General features: G+C 63.1%; 20 protein-coding genes. 9 read left to right on the forward strand and 11 right to left on the reverse strand.

Annotated features, from left to right (window positions below; translation table 11 throughout):
• Positions 1-25: 25 nt before the first annotated feature.
• From ispH to rnhA, 3 genes are read left to right on the forward strand one after another with little or no spacing between them, the layout of a single operon-like run.
• Positions 26-1,036, forward strand: a complete 1,011-nt coding sequence (gene ispH / locus EN990_RS21855) for a 4-hydroxy-3-methylbut-2-enyl diphosphate reductase (protein ID WP_013532771.1) — start codon at positions 26-28, stop codon at positions 1,034-1,036.
• Positions 1,037-1,041: 5 nt separating this feature from the next.
• The gene (locus tag EN990_RS21860; protein WP_024503619.1) at positions 1,042-2,004 is read left to right on the forward strand and encodes a homoserine kinase; all 963 of its coding nucleotides are present in this window, start codon (positions 1,042-1,044) and stop codon (positions 2,002-2,004) included.
• A gap of 4 nt (positions 2,005-2,008) precedes the next feature.
• Positions 2,009-2,527 (forward strand): ribonuclease HI, encoded by a 519-nt coding sequence (gene rnhA / locus EN990_RS21865; protein WP_027164143.1) that lies wholly within the window; start codon positions 2,009-2,011, stop codon positions 2,525-2,527.
• Positions 2,528-2,660: 133 nt separating this feature from the next.
• Here rnhA and EN990_RS21875 read toward each other — a convergent pair whose 3' ends face one another.
• The 3 genes from EN990_RS21875 to EN990_RS21885 all read right to left on the reverse strand — a co-directional run bounded on the left by EN990_RS21875 (position 2,661) and on the right by EN990_RS21885 (position 4,584).
• On the reverse strand, positions 2,661-3,137 hold the full coding sequence (locus EN990_RS21875; RefSeq protein ID WP_013532768.1) for a DUF2938 domain-containing protein: 477 nt from the start codon (positions 3,135-3,137) through the stop codon (positions 2,661-2,663).
• Between the two features lie 72 nt (positions 3,138-3,209).
• Positions 3,210-3,692, reverse strand: coding sequence for a peroxiredoxin (locus EN990_RS21880; protein WP_027164142.1), 483 nt, complete (start codon positions 3,690-3,692; stop codon positions 3,210-3,212).
• An 85-nt stretch (positions 3,693-3,777) separates the two neighbouring features.
• Entirely contained in the window at positions 3,778-4,584 is an 807-nt protein-coding gene (locus EN990_RS21885; RefSeq protein ID WP_027164141.1) for a protein-disulfide reductase DsbD domain-containing protein, read from the reverse strand.
• A 170-nt stretch (positions 4,585-4,754) separates the two neighbouring features.
• Here EN990_RS21885 and EN990_RS21890 point away from each other — a divergent pair, with 170 nt between their 5' ends.
• A complete protein-coding gene (locus tag EN990_RS21890; protein ID WP_013532765.1) occupies positions 4,755-5,363 on the forward strand; it encodes a YqgE/AlgH family protein in 609 nt (202 codons plus the stop codon).
• Positions 5,364-5,368: 5 nt separating this feature from the next.
• On the opposite strand, the gene EN990_RS21895 is transcribed toward EN990_RS21890, so the two are convergent.
• The 5 genes from EN990_RS21895 to EN990_RS36715 are packed head-to-tail and all read right to left on the reverse strand — an operon-like array spanning position 5,369 to position 11,706.
• A complete protein-coding gene (locus EN990_RS21895) occupies positions 5,369-8,257 on the reverse strand; it encodes an EAL domain-containing protein (RefSeq protein WP_013532764.1) in 2,889 nt (962 codons plus the stop codon).
• Between the two features lie 2 nt (positions 8,258-8,259).
• Complete coding sequence (locus tag EN990_RS21900; RefSeq protein ID WP_013532763.1) at positions 8,260-8,856, reverse strand: GNAT family protein; 597 nt, start codon at positions 8,854-8,856, stop codon at positions 8,260-8,262.
• A gap of 15 nt (positions 8,857-8,871) precedes the next feature.
• On the reverse strand, positions 8,872-10,164 hold the full coding sequence (locus EN990_RS21905; protein WP_013532762.1) for a pitrilysin family protein: 1,293 nt from the start codon (positions 10,162-10,164) through the stop codon (positions 8,872-8,874).
• Between the two features lie 14 nt (positions 10,165-10,178).
• The gene (gene thrC, locus EN990_RS21910) at positions 10,179-11,576 is read right to left on the reverse strand and encodes a threonine synthase (RefSeq protein ID WP_027164140.1); all 1,398 of its coding nucleotides are present in this window, start codon (positions 11,574-11,576) and stop codon (positions 10,179-10,181) included.
• Position 11,577: 1 nt separating this feature from the next.
• Positions 11,578-11,706 (reverse strand): hypothetical protein, encoded by a 129-nt coding sequence (locus EN990_RS36715; RefSeq protein WP_255337193.1) that lies wholly within the window; start codon positions 11,704-11,706, stop codon positions 11,578-11,580.
• Between EN990_RS36715 and EN990_RS21915 the strand changes: the two genes are divergently transcribed.
• Positions 11,705-12,436 (forward strand): hypothetical protein, encoded by a 732-nt coding sequence (locus EN990_RS21915; RefSeq protein ID WP_063171665.1) that lies wholly within the window; start codon positions 11,705-11,707, stop codon positions 12,434-12,436. The genes EN990_RS36715 and EN990_RS21915 overlap by 2 nt on opposite strands.
• Before the next feature lie 42 nt (positions 12,437-12,478).
• On the opposite strand, the gene EN990_RS21920 is transcribed toward EN990_RS21915, so the two are convergent.
• The gene (locus tag EN990_RS21920) at positions 12,479-13,165 is read right to left on the reverse strand and encodes an HAD family phosphatase (protein ID WP_127370328.1); all 687 of its coding nucleotides are present in this window, start codon (positions 13,163-13,165) and stop codon (positions 12,479-12,481) included.
• 176 nt (positions 13,166-13,341) lie between these two features.
• Here EN990_RS21920 and EN990_RS21925 point away from each other — a divergent pair, with 176 nt between their 5' ends.
• Positions 13,342-14,475 carry a site-specific DNA-methyltransferase gene (locus tag EN990_RS21925; RefSeq protein WP_127366019.1) on the forward strand — a complete coding sequence of 378 codons (1,134 nt, stop codon included), beginning with the start codon at positions 13,342-13,344 and terminating at the stop codon, positions 14,473-14,475.
• A 66-nt stretch (positions 14,476-14,541) separates the two neighbouring features.
• On the opposite strand, the gene EN990_RS21930 is transcribed toward EN990_RS21925, so the two are convergent.
• Both EN990_RS21930 and mutY read right to left on the reverse strand, forming a co-directional pair.
• Complete coding sequence (locus EN990_RS21930) at positions 14,542-15,153, reverse strand: HAD family phosphatase (protein WP_013532757.1); 612 nt, start codon at positions 15,151-15,153, stop codon at positions 14,542-14,544.
• On the reverse strand, positions 15,146-16,351 hold the full coding sequence (gene mutY / locus EN990_RS21935) for an A/G-specific adenine glycosylase (protein WP_127369699.1): 1,206 nt from the start codon (positions 16,349-16,351) through the stop codon (positions 15,146-15,148). Before mutY ends, EN990_RS21930 begins: the two co-directional genes overlap by 8 nt.
• Positions 16,352-16,404: 53 nt before the next feature.
• Between mutY and EN990_RS21940 the strand changes: the two genes are divergently transcribed.
• The 3 genes from EN990_RS21940 to EN990_RS21950 all read left to right on the forward strand — a co-directional run.
• A complete protein-coding gene (locus tag EN990_RS21940) occupies positions 16,405-16,905 on the forward strand; it encodes a DUF721 domain-containing protein (RefSeq protein ID WP_013532755.1) in 501 nt (166 codons plus the stop codon).
• A 163-nt stretch (positions 16,906-17,068) separates the two neighbouring features.
• Positions 17,069-17,812: a DsbA family protein gene (locus tag EN990_RS21945; protein ID WP_013532754.1), complete on the forward strand. Its 744-nt coding sequence runs from the start codon at positions 17,069-17,071 to the stop codon at positions 17,810-17,812.
• A 105-nt stretch (positions 17,813-17,917) separates the two neighbouring features.
• Positions 17,918-18,294: AAA family ATPase (locus EN990_RS21950; protein ID WP_164766141.1), on the forward strand; the 377-nt coding region annotated here is incomplete at its 3' end.

The raw sequence follows: 18,294 nt of genomic DNA on the forward strand, positions 1-18,294 counted from the left end.
GCTTTGATCAACCGGCCCGGATTTAATGCTTCAGACAACCACCAAACCACCTCTGACGATCCGGCTCTGCCAGCCGCGCGGTTTTTGCGCCGGTGTCGACCGTGCCATCCAGATCGTCGTGCTGGCGCTGAAGAAATATGGCGCGCCGGTCTACGTCCGCCATGAAATCGTGCACAACCGCTACGTCGTCGAGGGGCTGCAAAGCCTTGGCGCCGTCTTCATCGAGGAACTCTCCGAGATCCCGGCCGAACATCGGCAGTCGCCCGTCGTGTTCTCGGCGCATGGCGTGCCGAAATCGGTGCCGGCGGATGCGAAGGCGCGCAATCTTTTCTATCTCGATGCCACTTGCCCGCTGGTGTCGAAGGTCCACAAGCAGGCGATGCGCCATCAGCGGCTCGGCCGTCATGTGCTGTTGATTGGTCACGCCGGACATCCCGAGGTGATCGGCACCATGGGCCAGCTCCCGGACGGAGCGGTGACCCTGATCGAAACCGAAGCCGATGCCGCAAAGCTCTCGCCCGTCGATCCGCAGGCGCTAGGCTTCGTCACCCAGACCACATTGTCGGTCGAGGACACCGCCGGCATCATCCGCGCCTTGCAGGATCGCTTTCCGGCGCTGCAGGCGCCAGCGGCGGAATCGATCTGCTATGCCACCACCAACCGCCAGGAAGCCGTCAAGGACACCGCGCCGGGCGCCGATCTCTACCTGATCGTCGGCGCGCCGAATTCATCCAATTCGCGACGACTTGTCGAAGTGGCGGAGCGTGCAGGCGCCACCATGTCGCTTCTCGTGCAGCGCGCCGCCGAGATTCCGTGGAATGACATCGGCAACATTTCGACGCTCGGCCTGTCGGCCGGCGCGTCGGCGCCCGAAATCATCGTCGACGAGATCATCGACGCGTTCCGGCAGCGCTTCGATGTCACGATCGATCTGGCCATCACGGCCACGGAAACGGAGGATTTTCCGGTCATGCGGGTACTGCGCGATGTCGAACTGACGCGGGCCGACATGGCCTTCGTCAATGGAGCCGCGTAAGGCACATGGCGGTCTACACTGACGTCGCGGAAGGCGAACTCGGCGCATTCCTGAAGCACTATCCGGTCGGCGATCTCCTGTCCTACAAGGGCATCGCCGAAGGCACCGAGAACTCGAACTTCCTGCTGCACACCTCGAGCGGCTCCTACATCCTGACGCTCTATGAGAAACGCGTCGAGAAGGCGGATCTGCCGTTTTTCCTCGGGCTGATGGGCCATCTCGCCTACAAGGGCGTGTCCTGCCCGCTGCCGGTGACCGCCCATGACGGCAGCGTCATCGGCACGCTCGCCGGCCGGCCGGCGGTCATCATCACCTTCCTGGAAGGGCTTTCGTTGCGGCGGCCCACAGCCACGCATTGTGCCGAGGTCGGCAAGGCGTTGGCGCAATTGCATCTGGCCGGCGCCGATTTTTCGATGACGCGTCCGAATGCCCTGGCCATCGACGGCTGGCGCAAGCTCTGGGACGCAGCGCGCGACCGCGCCGACGAGGTCGAGCCGGGCCTGGCGGCCGAGGTTGATGCCGACTTTGCCGATTTTGAGCGCAACTGGCCCAAAGACCTGCCGCAAGGCATCATTCATGCCGATCTTTTCCCGGACAACGTTTTCTTCCTCGGCGAAAAGCTCTCCGGCCTGATCGACTTCTATTTCGCCTGCGACGACCTCTATGCCTACGATGTCGCCACCTGCCTCAACGCCTGGTGCTTCGAGAAGGATTTTTCCTTCAACCTGACCAAGGGCAAGGCGCTGCTCGCCGGCTACCAGAGCGTCCGGCCCCTGAGCGACCAGGAAAAGGCTGCGCTGCCGATGCTGGCGCGCGGTTCGGCGTTGCGCTTCATGCTGACCCGGCTATACGACTGGCTGACCGTCCCCGATGGCGGGCTGGTGATGAAACGCGATCCGACCGAATACATCAGAAGGATGCGGTTCCACCGGGCGATCAAATCTCCTTCGGAATATGGATTGGCCTGATATCATGAGCAAACAGGTTGAGATCTTCACCGACGGCGCTTGTTCGGGCAATCCCGGCCCTGGCGGCTGGGGCGCGATCCTGCGCTTCAACGGCACCACCAAGGAGCTTTCCGGCGGTGAGGCCGAGACGACCAACAACCGGATGGAACTGTTGGCTGCTATCTCGGCGCTGAACGCGCTGAAGGAACCGTGCACGGTCGAGCTTCACACCGACAGCAAATACGTCATGGACGGCATTTCCAAGTGGATCCACGGCTGGAAGAAGAACGGCTGGAAGACCGCCGACAAGAAGCCTGTCAAGAACGGTGAACTCTGGCAGGCGCTCGACGAGGCCAACAAGCGCCACAAGGTCACCTGGAACTGGGTCAAGGGCCATGACGGCCATGTCGAGAACGAGCGCGCCGACGAACTCGCGCGCGAAGGCATGGCGCCGTTCAAGAAAGGCCCGTTCAAGCCTGCAGCAGCGCCAAAGCCTGCTGCGCCGGCAATCGCGAAGGTGCGGCGCTCGACCCAGAGCTATTGAATTTCAGGAGCGGCGCGGCTCGGGTACGAAGAAGCGGATCAGCCAGTGGGCGGCGGCAACTACTACGATATCGGCGCGCATTCCGTTGTCTACGGCTGGCAGCCGATCGACAGGCCGACACAGCCGTAAGCGCTTATCGTATCAGCAGCGCCGTGCCCCAAAGCCCAAGTGCGAACACCGTGTGCGACACCAGGTTCAGCGCCCGGATCCGCATCGGGTTGGGCCGCTTCGAGGCGGCCCAGCCGGCGCCCATGCCGGGTGCCAGCAGGAACCAGCCGGCGCCGACGGTGACAATGCCGAGGATGAAGGCCGGCAGAAATGTCGGCGCGGCAAGCCAGCCCGCTCCGGCCAGCACCACCAGGATGATGCCGTAGATGATGCCGACAAAATAGTGAAAGGCCCAACCCAGCGCCTTTTCATGCGCGTATGGTGCTGTATCGCCGATATCGTCGTGAAAGACCTTGTCACGGAGATGCCAGACCCAGCGGCCGACCGGCCCCCAGTTCGGCCGTGGCTGGCCGAACGCCTTGTGCAGGAAGATGGCCCAGAGATCCATCAGCACGGTGGCGCCGACGCCGATCGCGATAGCGCGCCAGAAGATGTCAAACATCGCTAGGATCCCCCCAAAGCAACCCATGAACCACAAGCGCCATCGCCGTTGCGGCCGAAGGCGCACTGAAGTTCAGAGCTGTCCCAGAATATGGGCCGCGCCGGACTCGTCGACACCGGGCTTGGTCTCGACATTGAGCGCGGTGACCTTGCCGTCGTCGACGATCATCGAAAATCGCTTCGAACGCAGCCCCATGCCGCTGGCGGAAAGGTCATTGTCGAGGCCCACTGCCTTGGCGAAATCGCCACTGCCGTCGGCCAGGAACAGGATCTTGCCCTCGCCGCCGGTGAAGCGCGCCCAGGCGCCCATGACATGGACGTCATTGACCGAAACGACGGCGATGGTGTCGACGCCGCGCGCCAGGATGGCGTCATGGTTCTCGAGATAGCCGGGCAAGTGGTTGTTGCTGCAGGTCGGCGTGAAGGCGCCGGGAACTCCAAACAGAACGACCTTTTTGCCCGGGAAGATCTCGGCCCCGGTGATCGGCTTGGCGCCGTCGTCGGTCATCGTCTTGAAGGTCACGTCAGGCAGCTTGTCGCCAACGGAAATGGTCATGGATTCCTCGCTTGGGAAAATGGGGAAGGACGTGTCTTTGCGTAGCGAACCCAACGGCTTCCTGCAACCGTTGCGATGGGCTGGATCAAGGGAAAGGCAGAACCCCTTCGACAGCGCCCGCCGCACTCGTCAGCGTATAGTGAAGCCCGCCATCGGTCGGCGTCGTCGAGGGGCGATCGAGGATCGGCACGGTGAAAATCAGCTTGCCGTCCTTTTCGCTGCGGGCCGGGGTGCCGAACATGTAGTCCCGCTCGCCGGCAACGAAGAAGTCCGCCGCCGCCGGATCGCCGGGAAAGCTCGCCTCGACAATCAGCGTCTCATGGTCGCCCGGCAGCACATTGATGCCGAAATCGGACCTCGCGGGCGCAGGCAGTGCCGTAAAACTCGCCTTCACCAGCGCCGCGTCCTCGGCATTGTCCGGATCGGAGGCGGGGTCGACGGTCAGCCGCGTCTGCACCGGAATGCAGATCGTTTCGCAGATGCCGAGAAAGATGTCGGCATCGATCACCGCCGGCTGGTTCGGCGTCGCCAGCGTGAATGTCACCGGCAGAGAGACCGGATAGTTGTAGCCCGCCCATTTGCCATAGCCGTCGTCATGGCGCTGCGGCGCCGGAAACGACAGAGCGGCGTCGGCGATGTTGGTGCTGGCCGAAATGTCGAGTTGCGGCGGCACGCCCGCGTCTCCCGGATCGCGCCAATATGTCTTCCAGCCGGGCTTGAGCGCTATGTCGAGAACGCCCTGTATGCGGCCGGCATCGTCGGCTTTGCCTGATGTAACCAGCCGGACCTTGCCGCCTTCGCTGTTGTACCACGCCGACGAAGAGGCGGCGGCGGGAAGAGCGGTGGCCGATCCGATGGCGGCGCCGAGCAGCAGGATTTTCAAGCTTCGCATGGCGGTGATTTGATCGTCCGTTCGTGGCCGCGCAATGATTTCATGGCCTTGCCGGTATCATATTTGCGTGACTTCGAGGGAGAAGAATGTTCGAGCCGCCGCCACAGGCTTTGGTCGAATCCAGCACGGTGCATCTTTTCGGCGCTTTGGAAACGCGTTACGCTCCCTTCATGGACTTGTTGCGCCACAAGAAGACGGTCGCCAGTCGCGGCTTTCTCGACGATCAGTTCCTGATTGCCATGCCCGGCATGAAGGACGACCGTTTCACGCGCTCGGTCATCTATGTCTGCGCCCATTCCGATGAAGGCGCCATGGGCCTGATCATCAACCAGACGCAGCAGATGCTGTTTCCGGACTTGCTCGTGCAACTGGGCATCATGAACGAGCAGGAGGCAATCCGCTTGCCGGCTCAGGCCCGCGATTTCGTCGTGCGCAATGGCGGCCCCGTGGATCGCAGCCGGGGCTTCGTCCTGCATTCGGGCGACTATCGGGTGGAATCGTCGCTGACCGTTTCCGACGACATCTGCCTGACGGCGACCGTCGACATATTGCGCGCCATATCGTCCGGCCGCGGGCCTCGTCATGCGCTGATGGCGCTCGGCTATTCCGGCTGGGGTGCCGGCCAATTGGAGACCGAGATCGCAGAAAATGGCTGGCTGACCTGTCCGGCCAGTGCCGAGCTTCTGTTCGACACCGATATCGAGCGCAAATACGACCGGATCCTCGCCTCGATCGGTATCGACCTTGCGCATCTCAGCCTCGCTGCCGGACACGCCTGATCCGTTTACGCTTGCGTCAGCGGATACTGCTCTTTCAGCGTCTTCAGCACCTGGTCGCCCGGCATTGGCGCGCCGAACATGAAGCTCTGGACATATTCGCAGCCCATCTGGCGCAGTTCCAGCGCGTCGCTCTCGTCCGAAATGCCCTCGGCGACGACGGACAGGCCGAGTTCATGCGCCATGTTGACCATCGATTTCAGCAGCACCGCGCGCTTGGGCGTGTTGTCGTCGACGAAGCTCTTGTCGATCTTGATGGTGTCGAAGGGGAAACGCGTCAGATAGGCCAATGAGGAATAGCCGGTGCCGAAATCGTCCAGCGACAGGCCGATGCCGAGCTGCTTCAGCTTGGTCAGCACATGGGCGGTCTGCTCGGGATTGTCCATGACAAGCGATTCGGTGAGTTCGAGCCGGAAGCAGCGCGGCTTCAGGTTGGCCCGAGCGATGACCGAGCGGACGTCGCTGACCAGGTCGCGGCGGATCAACTGGCGGCTGGACAGATTCACCGAGACCGACAGCGGCGCGTCGCCGATCTGCTTTTGCCAGCTGGCGAGGTCTTCCGCCGCTTGCTGCATGGCAAACAGGCCGAGCTGCACGATCAGGCCGCAGCTTTCGGCGACCGGGATGAAATCCGCCGGCGGGATCATGCCGCGGCGCGGGTGGTCCCAGCGCAGCAGCGCCTCGAAGCCGGCGACGCTGCCGTCCTCGAGCCGCACGATCGGCTGGTAGGCAAGGGTGAATTCGCGTCGCTCGATGGCGCGGCGCAGGTCGGATTCGAACTGCAGCCTGTCGGTGCCGACAGTGCGGAAAGCCGGACGGAACGGCTCGATCCTGTCGCCGCCGAAGCGCTTGGCCTGATGCATGGCAAGCTCGGCATCCTTGACCATGTCCTCGGCCGACATCTGTGGCGAATTCCAGGTGATCAATCCGATCGAGGCGGTCAGCACGATCTCGCGCTTGGCAAAGGTGATCGGATTGTTGATGGCATGCTTGATGGCATCCGCCACGGCGGCGATGCGGGCCGGGTCCTGTTCGGACAACAGCATCAGCGCGAACTGGTCGCCGGCAAAGCGCGACAGCGAGTCCTTCGGCTTGAGCAGCCGGTGCAGGCGACGCGCGATGGTCAAGAGGATGGTGTCGCCGGCCGAGATGCCGAGCCCGTCATTGACCTGCTTGAAACGGTCGATGTCGATGACGAAGACGGTCGGACGCACCTTCTCTTCGGTGCGCGCGATCGAGATGATCGCTTCCAGCCGGTTCATCAAAAGTTCGCGGTTCGGCAGGCCGGTCAGGTTGTCGTGCACGGCATCGTGCAGCAGCCTTTCCTCGGACTTTTTCTGCTCCGTCACGTCGACCATGGTGCCGACGCAGCGGATGACCTCTCCATCGGATCCGATGACCGGGCGCGCACGCAGCGAGAACCAGTGATAGTGGCCGTCAGCGCCGCGCAGTCGGAAGTTCTGCGACACCCGGCCGCGCCGGTGCTCGAGCACGACGTCGAGCGTCGTGCGGAACGTGTCGCGGTCGTCGGCATGCAGCACCGGCAGCCAGTTACGCGCCGCACCGCCGAGGCTGTTCGGCGCCAGCCCGAGTTGGATGCTGACATCGGGCTTGGTGACGACGCGGTCGCGCAGCACGTCCCAGTCCCATACCGTGTCGCCCGATCCGGCGACGGCAAGCGCCTGCCGCTCCAGATCGGAGAACAGGCCCTGATGCAGCGCGCCGCCGGCAAAGGCATGCTGCATGACAGTGAAGCCGATCAGCAGGATGATCAGGATCAGCCCGCCGCCCAGGGCCGGCTGGGCGATGTCGTTGTCGAGCATGCCGGTGATCGCCATCCACGATCCGCATAGCCACAACAGCACCATGACCCAACTGGGCACCAGCATGATCGCACGATCATAACCACGAATCCCGAGGAAGATGATCAGGCCAAGCCCCGTCAGTGCGGTGGCGGCGAAGGACAGCCTGGCGATGCCGGCGGCGACCGCGGGATCGACGATCGCGACGCCGGCGATCAGCACCAGCCCGAGTATCCAGACCAGCGCGCCATAACTGAAATGGCCGTGCCATCGGTTGAGGTTGAGATAGGCGAACAGGAACACCACGAAGGTTCCCGCCAGTGCCACCTCCGTCCCCGCCCGCCACATCTGCTCATTGCCGGGCGAGATCTCGATGACCTTGTTGAGGAAGCCGAAATCGACGCAGATATAGGCCAGTACCGCCCAGGCAAGCGCGGCGGTCGCGGGGAACATCGAGGTCCCCTTGACCACGAAAAGGATGGTCAGGAACAGCGCCAGCAGGCCCGCAATGCCGATGACGATGCCGCGAAACAGCGTGTAGGAATTGACCGAGTCCTTGTAGGATTCGGGATCCCAGAGGTAGACCTGCGGCAGCTTCGGCGAGGCCAGTTCGGCGATGAAGGTGATCACCGTGCCGGGGTTCAGCGTCACCCGGAAAACGTCGGCGTCGGGACTGGTCTGGCGGTCGAGCGCGAAGCCTTCGCTGGGCGTGATGGCAGCGATGCGGGTCGAGCCCAGATCCGGCCAGAAGATGCCGGAATTCACCAGGCGGAAATGCGGTGCGACGATCAGCCGGTCGAGCTGCTGGTCGGTGGTGTTGGCGAGCGCGAAGACAGCCCAGTCGCCGGTCGAACGGGCATCATTGGCCTCGACCTCGATGCGCCGCACGATGCCGTCCGGACCCGGCGCGGTCGACACCTGGAAATTCTCGCCCTGGTTGCGGTAGATCTCGACGGCGCCGGAAAGGTCGAGCGCGACGTCGTCGCGGGCGATCTTGATCGGCTCGACGGCGAAGGCCGACGATGCCGCCCACAGCGTCAGGAGTGTCGCGAGGACAATGGCGAACAGCGGCCCGTTGCGCAGGAATTTCGTCAAAATCAGTCCTTCGTTCCAACGCCCGGCGGATCGTCCGCGATCCGGGCGTAGAGGTAGTGGTCCTGCCAGATGCCGTTGATCCTGAGATAGGATCGCAGCAGTCCTTCGCGCCGAAATCCGGCTTTTTCAAGCACGCGGATCGACCTGATATTGTCGGGAATACAGGCCGCTTCGATCCGGTGCAACCTCAGCGTATCGAAGGCGAAGCGGGTCACCACCTTGACCGCGTCGGTCATCAGGCCGCGGCCGCCGAAGCGCTCGCCGATCCAGTAGCCGACATGGCCGCTTTGCGAGACACCATGGCGTATGTTGCCGAGCGTGATGCCGCCGGCAAGCTTGCCGCTGCTCCTCTCGAAAATGAAGAAGGCGATAGCGGTTCCCTGAGCATAATCCTCGCGGTAGCGGCTGATGCGCAGCCGCCATGCGTTGCGGTCGAGTTCATCGGGAGTCCAGCGTGGCTCCCATGGTTCGAGGAAAGCGCGGCTTTCCCCGCGCACCGCCGCCCACTCGCGATAGTCGTTGGTGAACGGCACGCGCAGCGTGACACGGTCGCCTTTCAGTGCCGGCAGGTCACGGCGAAAGAAAGGGAGCGCGAACATGGCGCTTTGAGGGGCTTAGACGGCGAGCTTGCGGGCCGCGGTCTGCGTGCCCGCGAGCGATTCGAGAATCGCCTCGTAGGGCGCCAGTGTGCCCACAGGCCCGACAGCGGTAAGCGTCGGCTTGGTCGAGAACAAACGCGACGATAGATCGGTCAGCCGCTCGATCGTCAGCGCCGACAGCCGTTCCATCAGTTCCTCCTTGGCGATCGGCCGGCCGAACAGAAGCAGTTGCCGTGCGATCTGCGAAGCGCGGCTGGCCGGGCTTTCGGCTGACATGATCAGTCCGGCGCGATATTGGGCGCGCGCCCGGTCGAGTTCTTCCTGCAGGATCTTCTCACCGGCCTTCTGCAGTTCGTCGATGATGACAGGCACCAGTTCGGCGATGTCGCTCTGGCCGGTCGCTGCATGGACGCCGAAGACGCCGGTGTCGGAAAAGCCCCAATGGAAGGCATAGACCGAGTAACACAGGCCGCGCTTCTCGCGGACCTCCTGGAACAGGCGCGACGACATGCCGCCGCCGAGGATCATCGACAGCACCTGCGAGGCGTAGAAGTCGCGCACATGATAGGCCCGGCCTTCGAACCCCAGCACGATCTGCGCGTCCATCAGGTCGCGGTCCTCGCGAAAATCGCCGCCGACATATTGCGCATATTGCGGGATGGTGCTGTCGGCCTTGCTGCGGAAGCCGCCGAGCTGCTTTTCGACCTCGCGCACGAAATTGTCATGCTTGATGTCGCCGGCGGCGACAATCACCATGCGCTCGGCGCCATATTGCCGCTCTATGAAGTCGTGAAGTTGTTTCGAGGTGAAGGATTTGACCGTTTCGGGCGTGCCGAGAATGGAGCGCCCAATCGTCTGATGGCGATAGGCGGTTTCCGTGAAACGGTCGAAGACGATGTCGTCGGGCGTGTCGTGCGCGGCGCCGATCTCCTGCAGGATCACATGCTGTTCGCGTTCGAGTTCCTGCGGGTCGAATTCGGACTCCTGCAGGATGTCGGCAAGAATGTCGACGGCCAGCGGCACGTCGTCGGAGAGCACCCTGGCATAGTAGGAGGTGGTCTCGACGCTGGTGGCGGCGTTGATTTCGCCGCCGACGTCCTCGATCTCCGAGGCGATTTCGAAGGCGCTCCGCCTTTTCGTGCCCTTGAACGCCATGTGCTCGAGCAGATGGGCCATGCCATGCTCGTCGTCACGTTCATTGCGGGCACCCGACTTGACCCAGGCACCAAGGGCAACCGATTCGATGCTTTGAAGGGTTTCGGTGGCGACTGTCAGGCCGTTCGACAGACGGCTTACCTCAACACCCATATGGCTACTACTCCCTAACGCGCCGCCCGCGCGCGGCGGCCGACGTAATCTTCCACCATTTTCAGGTCGGATGGAAGTACCGTGTATTTTTCCTCCGATGTCATCAACCCACCTAGCCATGCGGGCAGTGCGGGCGACACGCCGCTGGCGGCTTCGACGGCGGCCGGGAATTTTGCCGGGTGCGCGGTACCCAGCACCACCATCGGCACGGCGCCTGACGCCTTGCCTGCGGCGACATGCACGGCTGCCGCGGTGTGCGGATCGAGCAGATAGTTGCTGGTCGCGAGCGTCGAGCGGATGGTGGCGGCGACCTCGTCCATATCAGCGCGGCCGGCGTCGAATTCGGACCGCATCCCGGCAATTTGGTGGGGTTCGATGGTGAAAGCACCGGACTGCTTCAGGCCGTCCATGTAGCGCCGCACGGTCGCGGCGTCACGGCCGGAGGCCTCGAACAGCAAGCGTTCGAAATTCGACGACACCTGGATATCCATCGACGGCGACGTGGTCGCAAAGACGCCCTTGGTGCGGTATTCGCCGGTCGAAAAAGTGCGCGCCAGGATGTCGTTGTCATTGGTGGCAATGACCAGCCGATCGATCGGCAAGCCCATCTTCTTGGCGGCATAGCCGGCAAAGATATCGCCGAAATTGCCGGTCGGCACGGTGAAGGAAACCGGCCTGTCCGGCGCGCCGAGCGACAGCGCCGAGGAGAAATAATAGACGATCTGGGCCATGATGCGGGCCCAATTGATCGAATTGACGCCCGAAAGCGCCACCCGGTCGCGAAAGCCGTGATCGTTGAACATGTCCTTGAGCAGGCCCTGGCAATCGTCGAAATTGCCTTCGATCGCCAGCGCATGGACGTTTGCAGCCGTCGACGTCGTCATTTGCCGCTGCTGCACCGGCGAGACGCGGCCATGCGGGAAAAGGATGAAGATGTCGGTCCGGCTGCGACCGGCAAAGGCATCGATGGCCGCCCCGCCGGTATCGCCCGAGGTGGCGCCGACGATGGTGGCGTGCTGGTCGCGTTCGGCAAGCACATGGTCCATCAGCCGGGCCAGAAGCTGCATCGCCACGTCCTTGAAGGCGAGCGTCGGCCCGTGGAAGAGTTCTAGGACGAAGGTGTTGGGGCCGGTCTGCACCAGCGGGCAGACGGCCTCGTGGCGGAAGGTGGCATAGGCTTCGCGGACCAGCCGCTCGAAGACGGGCGCCGGGATTTCGCCGCCAAGGAACGGCGACAGCACGCGGATGGCAAGGTCGGGATAGGCAAGGCCGCGCATGGCGCGGATCTCGGCGGCGGAAAACTGTGGCCACTCGCGCGGCACGTAGAGCCCGCCGTCGCGCGCCAGCCCAGCCAGCACGGCGTCGGAAAATCCAAGAACGGGGGCTTCCCCGCGGGTACTCACATAGTGCATGTCACAATTCCGTTACTGCCTGGCTTTTTCCGTCCACCGCAAGGTGGTTAATTCTGCGCTGGCTCAGTCGCATTTTTGCCGCGCGGTTGATATACGTCACCAGCTTTGCGAGAGGGAAGTGCAGTTTCATGGCGTTTCGTACATTCAGTGGTCGCTTTTTGGCGGGTCTTGCGCTCACCGGCTTTATGCTTGCCGCCGCCGGCTGCCAATCGGGCGACAATGGCATCCTGAACCTCGGCATCGGCAAGAAGGAGGACCCGACGGCGCCACCGCCGCCGCAGGATCCCAAGATCCTGGCCAGCCAGTTGCAGGCCTATTGTCCCAGAGTGACCGTGCGCGACGGCACGGCCTTCTTCAACACCTATTCCAGGGAAGCTCAGAAGCCCAAGCCCAGGATCAAGAAGACCGGCGATGCCGCGCAGGATGCCGCGGCCCAGGCCGAGGCTGACGCCGCTGCTGCAACGCCGCCCGACGAATCGGCCAACATCATCTACCAGGCGTCGGTCAGCGACGTGACACGCGACTGCAGCCGTGCCAACGGCCAGTTGACGATGAAGATTGCGGTCGCCGGCAAGATTGTCCCCGGACCGAAGTTTTCTCCAGGCACGATCACCATGCCGATCCGAACGGCGGTGATGCACGGCACCGAGGTCCTCTATTCGCAGCTCCACCAGTATCAGGTCCAGGTCACCGATCCTTCGGTTGCCACGCAGTTCGTCTTCACCGATTCCAATGTCGTCGTGCCCGAGCCGACGGCCCAGGATTATCAGGCCTTTGCCGGCTATGACGAAACCGCGCATCAGGCAACGGCCGACAAGTCGAAGAAGACCCGCCGCAAGAGGGCTGCCGCGACGAACTAGGTCTCGGCAGTTGCATGAGGCGTGCGTCGCGGCGCACGCTTCTCAGGCGTCCGACCACTCCGACAGCGCGGCGATCACGCTTTTCAACTCCGCCCAGCGGCGGATCACCGTTTCAGCGCCGGCCTCGGTGAGCGCGTCGGCATGGCCGGGATAACTGTGTCCCGCGCCGGTGAAGCCGATCACCCGCATGCCCGCCGCCCTTGCGCCGTGGACGCCGTGCACGGAATCCTCGATGACGAAAGTGTTCGCCGGGTTGGCGCTGAGTTTCTCCGCCGCAAACAGGAACACGTCCGGCGCCGGTTTCGTTTTCGCGGTCGGTGTTTCCATCGCCGAAAAAATCCGGTCGGCGAAAAACGGCAGAAGATGCACCTTCTCCAGCATGAATTCGATCCGCTCGGAGCGTGAATTCGAGCAGACACAGCGCGGCACCGTTACCGCGGCAACGGCCTCGCGCGCGCCGTCGATGGCGCGGACGTCACTGCGCAGTTTGCGGTCGACCAATTGTTCCTCCCTGTCGATAAGAGAGGCCTGGAAGGGAATGCGGGACTTTTCCTCGACCCGCAGCATGATGTCCTTGAAGGTCAGGCCGGCATAGCTCTCCGAAATCTCCTCAGCCGATATCTCGTATCCGGCCAGGGTCAAAAGCTCGGCGTCGACGCGGGCGGCGATGATCTCGGAATCGACGAGCACGCCGTCGCAATCGAAGATGACAAGGTCTGGCTGGGGCATGGTGATCCGGACAATGGGAGGGCGAAGTGGCCTCGGAAGGCTCAGGCGGCGCGGCATACACCAACAGGGCCGCCTTCGCAAATTCGCCACACCCATCCCTTGGCCTTCACGGAATATTTACGCTGATCGGTAACCATAACCAGGAGTAAACAGTAACGCGTGCCTTGGGTGTCAGAATGTCTGCCGTGCGTCTTCTCGACGAGCTTTCCCACGCTCCCCAGCAATCCGAATGGCTGGACACGATCCTCAAGGGCGACTGCGTCGCCGCGCTAGACCGGCTGCCCGAAAAATCGATCGACGTCATCTTCGCCGATCCGCCCTACAATCTGCAGCTCGACGGCGACCTGCACCGCCCTGATCAGTCGAAGGTCGACGCCGTTGACGACGATTGGGACCAGTTCGAGAGTTTCGAGGCCTATGACGCTTTCACGCGTGCCTGGCTGCTGGCGGCGCGCCGGGTGCTGAAGCCCAACGGCACCATCTGGGTCATCGGCTCCTATCACAACATCTTCCGTGTCGGCGCCAAGATGCAGGATCTCGGCTTCTGGATCCTCAACGACGTCGTCTGGCGCAAGACCAACCCGATGCCGAATTTCCGCGGCCGCCGTTTCCAGAACGCGCATGAGACGATGATCTGGGCCACGCGCGACCAGAAGGGCAAGGGCTATACCTTCAACTACGAAGCCATGAAGGCGTCCAACGACGATATCCAGATGCGCTCCGACTGGCTGTTTCCGATCTGCACCGGCGGCGAGCGGCTGAAGAACGACAATGGCGACAAGCTGCACCCGACGCAGAAGCCGGAAGCGCTGCTTGCCCGCATCATGATGGCCTCGACCAAACCGGGCGACATCGTGCTCGATCCGTTCTTCGGCTCCGGCACCACGGGCGCGGTGGCCAAGCGCCTCGGCCGCCATTTCGTCGGCATCGAGCGCGAGCAGGCCTACATCGACGCCGCCAACGAGCGCATCGACGCAGTGCGGCCGCTGGAAGAGGCCGACTTGACCGTTCTCACGGGCAAGCGCGCCGAGCCGCGCGTTGCATTCGTCAGCCTGATCGACACCGGCCTGATGATGCCGGGTGCGACGCTCTACGATGCCAAGAAGCGCTGGGCGGCCAAGGTGCGGGCCGACGGCACGGTGGCGATCGGCGACAGCGCCGGTTCGATCCACAAGGTCGGCGCCGAAGTGCAGGGGCTGGATGCCTGCAACGGCTGGACCTTCTGGCATTATGAGCGCAGCGGTGGCCTGACCCCGATCGACGAGCTTCGCCGCATCGCGCGGCTCGGCATGGAGCGGGCAGGGGCCTGAGCCCCTGCCAATTGCTTCGAATGCCGTTGATTCAAAGGCTCAACGGATCGCGCGAAGCGATTCAAATCAGGCCTTGATTCCGAGACGTTCAAGGTCTGCTTGAAGCGTCCTTGCGTCGGTGAACAGCACCGATTGCCAGCCTGCCGCCTTGGCGCCGTCGACATTCTTCTGGCTGTCATCGATGAACAGCGTCGCGGCCGGTTCGAGGCCGAATGCGGCGACGTGGTGATCGTAGATGGCTCGGTCGGGCTTGATCTGGCGAATATCGGCCGACACCGTCACGCCGCGCGGACGATTGAGGAAATCGAAGCGCTCGCGGGCCTCGGCCAGCGTGTCGCTGGCGAAATTGGTCAGCATGGTCACGTCGTGGCCGCTCTCGATCAGACCGACCATGATGGCGACGCTGTCCTCATAGGCATGCGGCACCATCTCGTGCCAGTGGCGGCGGAAACCGCGGATGTTTTCCGCGTGATCGGGGTGGTCCGCGATCAGCAGCGCCTCGGCCTCTTCCCAGGTCCGGCCGCGATCCTGCTCGATGTTCCAATCATGCGTGCAGACATTGTCGAAAAACCACTTTCTCTCTTCGGCATCCGGAATGAGGCGGCTGAACGGAATGTTGGGATCGTAGTGGATCAGCACGCGGCCGATGTCGAAAACGATGTGGCGTATTTCAGTCATGGGGCCTCTTTGCACTGTGTGGCGACGGCTTTTTCGTCGCGCCGGGTATCGCAGCCTCGATTGCCTTTTTCATGACAGTCGGCAGCGCCTCGCCGGAAATCTCGTGAGCGAGCGACCAGAAATGCCCGTCTGGCGCATCACCTTTGATGTGAGCGTGAAAGACTTCGAGTTCGAGAGCGAAATGCGTGAAGACATGCGCAATGCGGCCCGCATGCCGCCAGTCGGCGGGAAACGGCGCGGCCGCTTGCGTGGTTGCCCCATCGATCCGCGCGGTCCAGCCTGTCGTCGGCACCTCGGTCATGCCGCCGAGCAAGCCCTTCTCGGCCCGTTTGCGCAGAAGGATGGCGCCGTCGGCCCGTGCGGCGACAAAGGCCGCGCCGTGCCGCTGCGGCTTGTCGGCCTTGGGCAGGCGCACCGGGAAGTACTCGGGATCGCCTGAAACGACCGCGCTGCAGTCTTCGCGTAGCGGGCACAGCATGCAGCGTGGCCGGCGTGGCGTACAGATGGTGGCGCCGAGATCCATCATCGCCTGGGCGAAGTCGCCAGGCCTTATCCCGGGCACCATGCGCTCGACATGGGCGCGGATCTCGGGCTTGGCTTCGCTGAGCGGGGTTGTGATCGAAAACAGCCGGGAGATGACACGTTCGACATTGCCGTCGACAACCGCGGCGGGGCGATCGAAGGCAATCGCCGTGATGGCCGCCGACGTATAGGCGCCGATGCCGGGCAGCTCTCTCAAACCCGTCTCCGTGTCGGGAAACCGGCCGCCACGCTCGGCCACAAGATCGGCACAAGCCTTGAGATTGCGGGCGCGGGAGTAGTAACCGAGCCCCGCCCACGCCTTCATCACGTCCTCGGTCGGCGCCGCGGCCAGCGCCTCGACATCGGGCCATTTCTCGACGAATACCCGGAAATAAGCCTTCACAGCTTCGACGGTGGTCTGCTGCAGCATGACCTCGGAGAGCCAGATGCGGTAGGGATCAGGCCGCACGCCGCGTGCATGCTCACGGGGCGTGATGCGCCACGGCAATTCACGGTGATGCACATCATACCAGCCGAGCAGGCGGGATGCGATATCGTCGCTGACACCGGATGCAGCTGTGCTGCTATCTCCAGATGCAGCTATGCTGCTATCTCCGGATGTGGCTTTGCCACTATCCCAGGATGCGGTCTTGCGGGTCTGGTCTGCTGGTGCCATTGATCTTGTATTGGCCTGGCCGGTATCTGCTGGGTCGTCGCTGGAGGACGTACATGGCAGGGAGAACGCCCTACGGCAATCCCGTCCCGGTCAGCGATCTCGCGACCAGGATCCTCGATCCGGTGCTGCGCAAGCGGGCCGGCATTTCGATCGGCCTCGTCCAGTCATGGGACGAGATCGCCGGCCCGCGGCTGGCCAGCCACTCGCGTCCCGAAAAAATCCAGTGGCCGCGCCGTATGCATGAGGACGATCCGTTCGAGCCGGCCGTGCTGGTCATTGCCTGCGAAGGCATGGCGGCACTTCATCTGCAGCACGAGACGGGCGAGATCATCAACCGGGTCAACGCCTTCCTCGGCTTCACCGCCATCAACCGCATCCGGATCCTGCAGAAGCCGGTGACAGCCGACAAAGGAAAGCGCAGACCGGCCCTGAGACCGCTGACCGCGGCTGAGAAGACGAAATTGTCGGGGACTGTCGGCCTGGTCGATAATGAAGGACTGCGCGCCTCGCTGGAGAAACTTGGCGCGACCATTATTGGGGAGAGAAAATCATAGGCGTCTTGAAGAAAGTCATGGATTCGTCGTCAATATCTCGCTTTCGTGATCGCCCTTGTCAGGTTTCGCGATTGGATTGGGGATCGAGATGCCTTAATTCGCGCCAACTCTCGCCTTTTCGTGTCTTTGCATTGCAAAATCCAACCCTTGTCAGGTGATTCGTATGAACCGTCCCCCGTTTGGCCAAAGCTTGTCTCGCAGAAACGTCCTGTCTTCGCTGGCCGCCATTCCGGCGGTGGCCCTGCTCGCGGCCTGCAGCGACTCTGGCGAGGAGGCGAAGGCTGCGAATGTGAAGCCCGCTGAGCCGGCCGCTCCCGCAAAGCCGGCCACGCCGGCCGCCGCCACCGCGCCGGAAGCCCAGGGCACCGTGGACATGACGGAACTGATGAAGCCTGGCGCGCTGCCCGACAAGCAGCTTGGCAAGGACGACGCCAAGGTCACCATCGTCGAATACGCCTCGATGACCTGCCCGCATTGCGCGCATTTCGCCGAGACCACCTTTCCGGACCTGAAGACCAAGTACATCGACACCGGCAAGGTTCGCTACATCCTGCGCGAATTCCCGTTCGACCCGAGCGCCGAAGCCGGTTTTATGCTGGCGCGCTGCGCCAAGGATAACTATTACCCCATGGTCGACGTCCTGTTCCGGCAGCAGGCGAACTGGGTTGGCGTCCAGAATACCAAGGATGCGCTGCTGCAAATCTCGAAGCTCGCCGGTTTTACACAGGAGTCCTTCGAGGCCTGCTTGACGGACCAGAAACTTCTGGACGATGTGAGATCGGTCCAGAAGCGCGGCGCCAATGAATTCAAGGTCGACTCGACACCGACCTTCTTCATCAACGGTAAGACCTACAAGGGGGCGATGTCGATTGAGGAAATGTCGGCCATCATCGACCCTCTGCTCTGACGTCCAGTCAGCCCTGAGGCGGCGGCGCTTCGGCGTGCGCGGCTTCTCGTCGTGCCGCGACTTCCTTTCGCAAAACCACCGAAATCCGCTTAGCGGGCGGCGCGAATGAAGTTTTCGCGCCTTCGCCTCCTCGGTTTCAAGTCCTTCGTCGAGCCCGGCGAGTTCGTCATCGAACGCGGCCTGACCGGCATTGTCGGACCGAATGGCTGCGGCAAGTCGAACCTTGTCGAGGCGCTGCGCTGGGTGATGGGCGAAAGCTCCTACAAGAACATGCGCGCGTCCGGCATGGACGACGTCATCTTTTCCGGCTCGGGCACTCGGCCCGCCCGCAACACCGCCGAAGTCACGCTTTTCCTCGACAACAGTGACCGCTCGGCGCCTGCTGCCTTCAACGATGCCGACGAACTGCAGGTGTCGCGCCGCATCGAGCGCGAGGCCGGCTCGCTTTACCGTATCAACGGCAAGGAGGCCCGCGCCAAGGA

It is taken from the genome of Mesorhizobium sp. M7A.F.Ca.US.005.03.1.1 (genome assembly GCF_003997975.1).
Classification (GTDB): Bacteria; Pseudomonadota; Alphaproteobacteria; order Rhizobiales; family Rhizobiaceae; genus Mesorhizobium; species Mesorhizobium ciceri.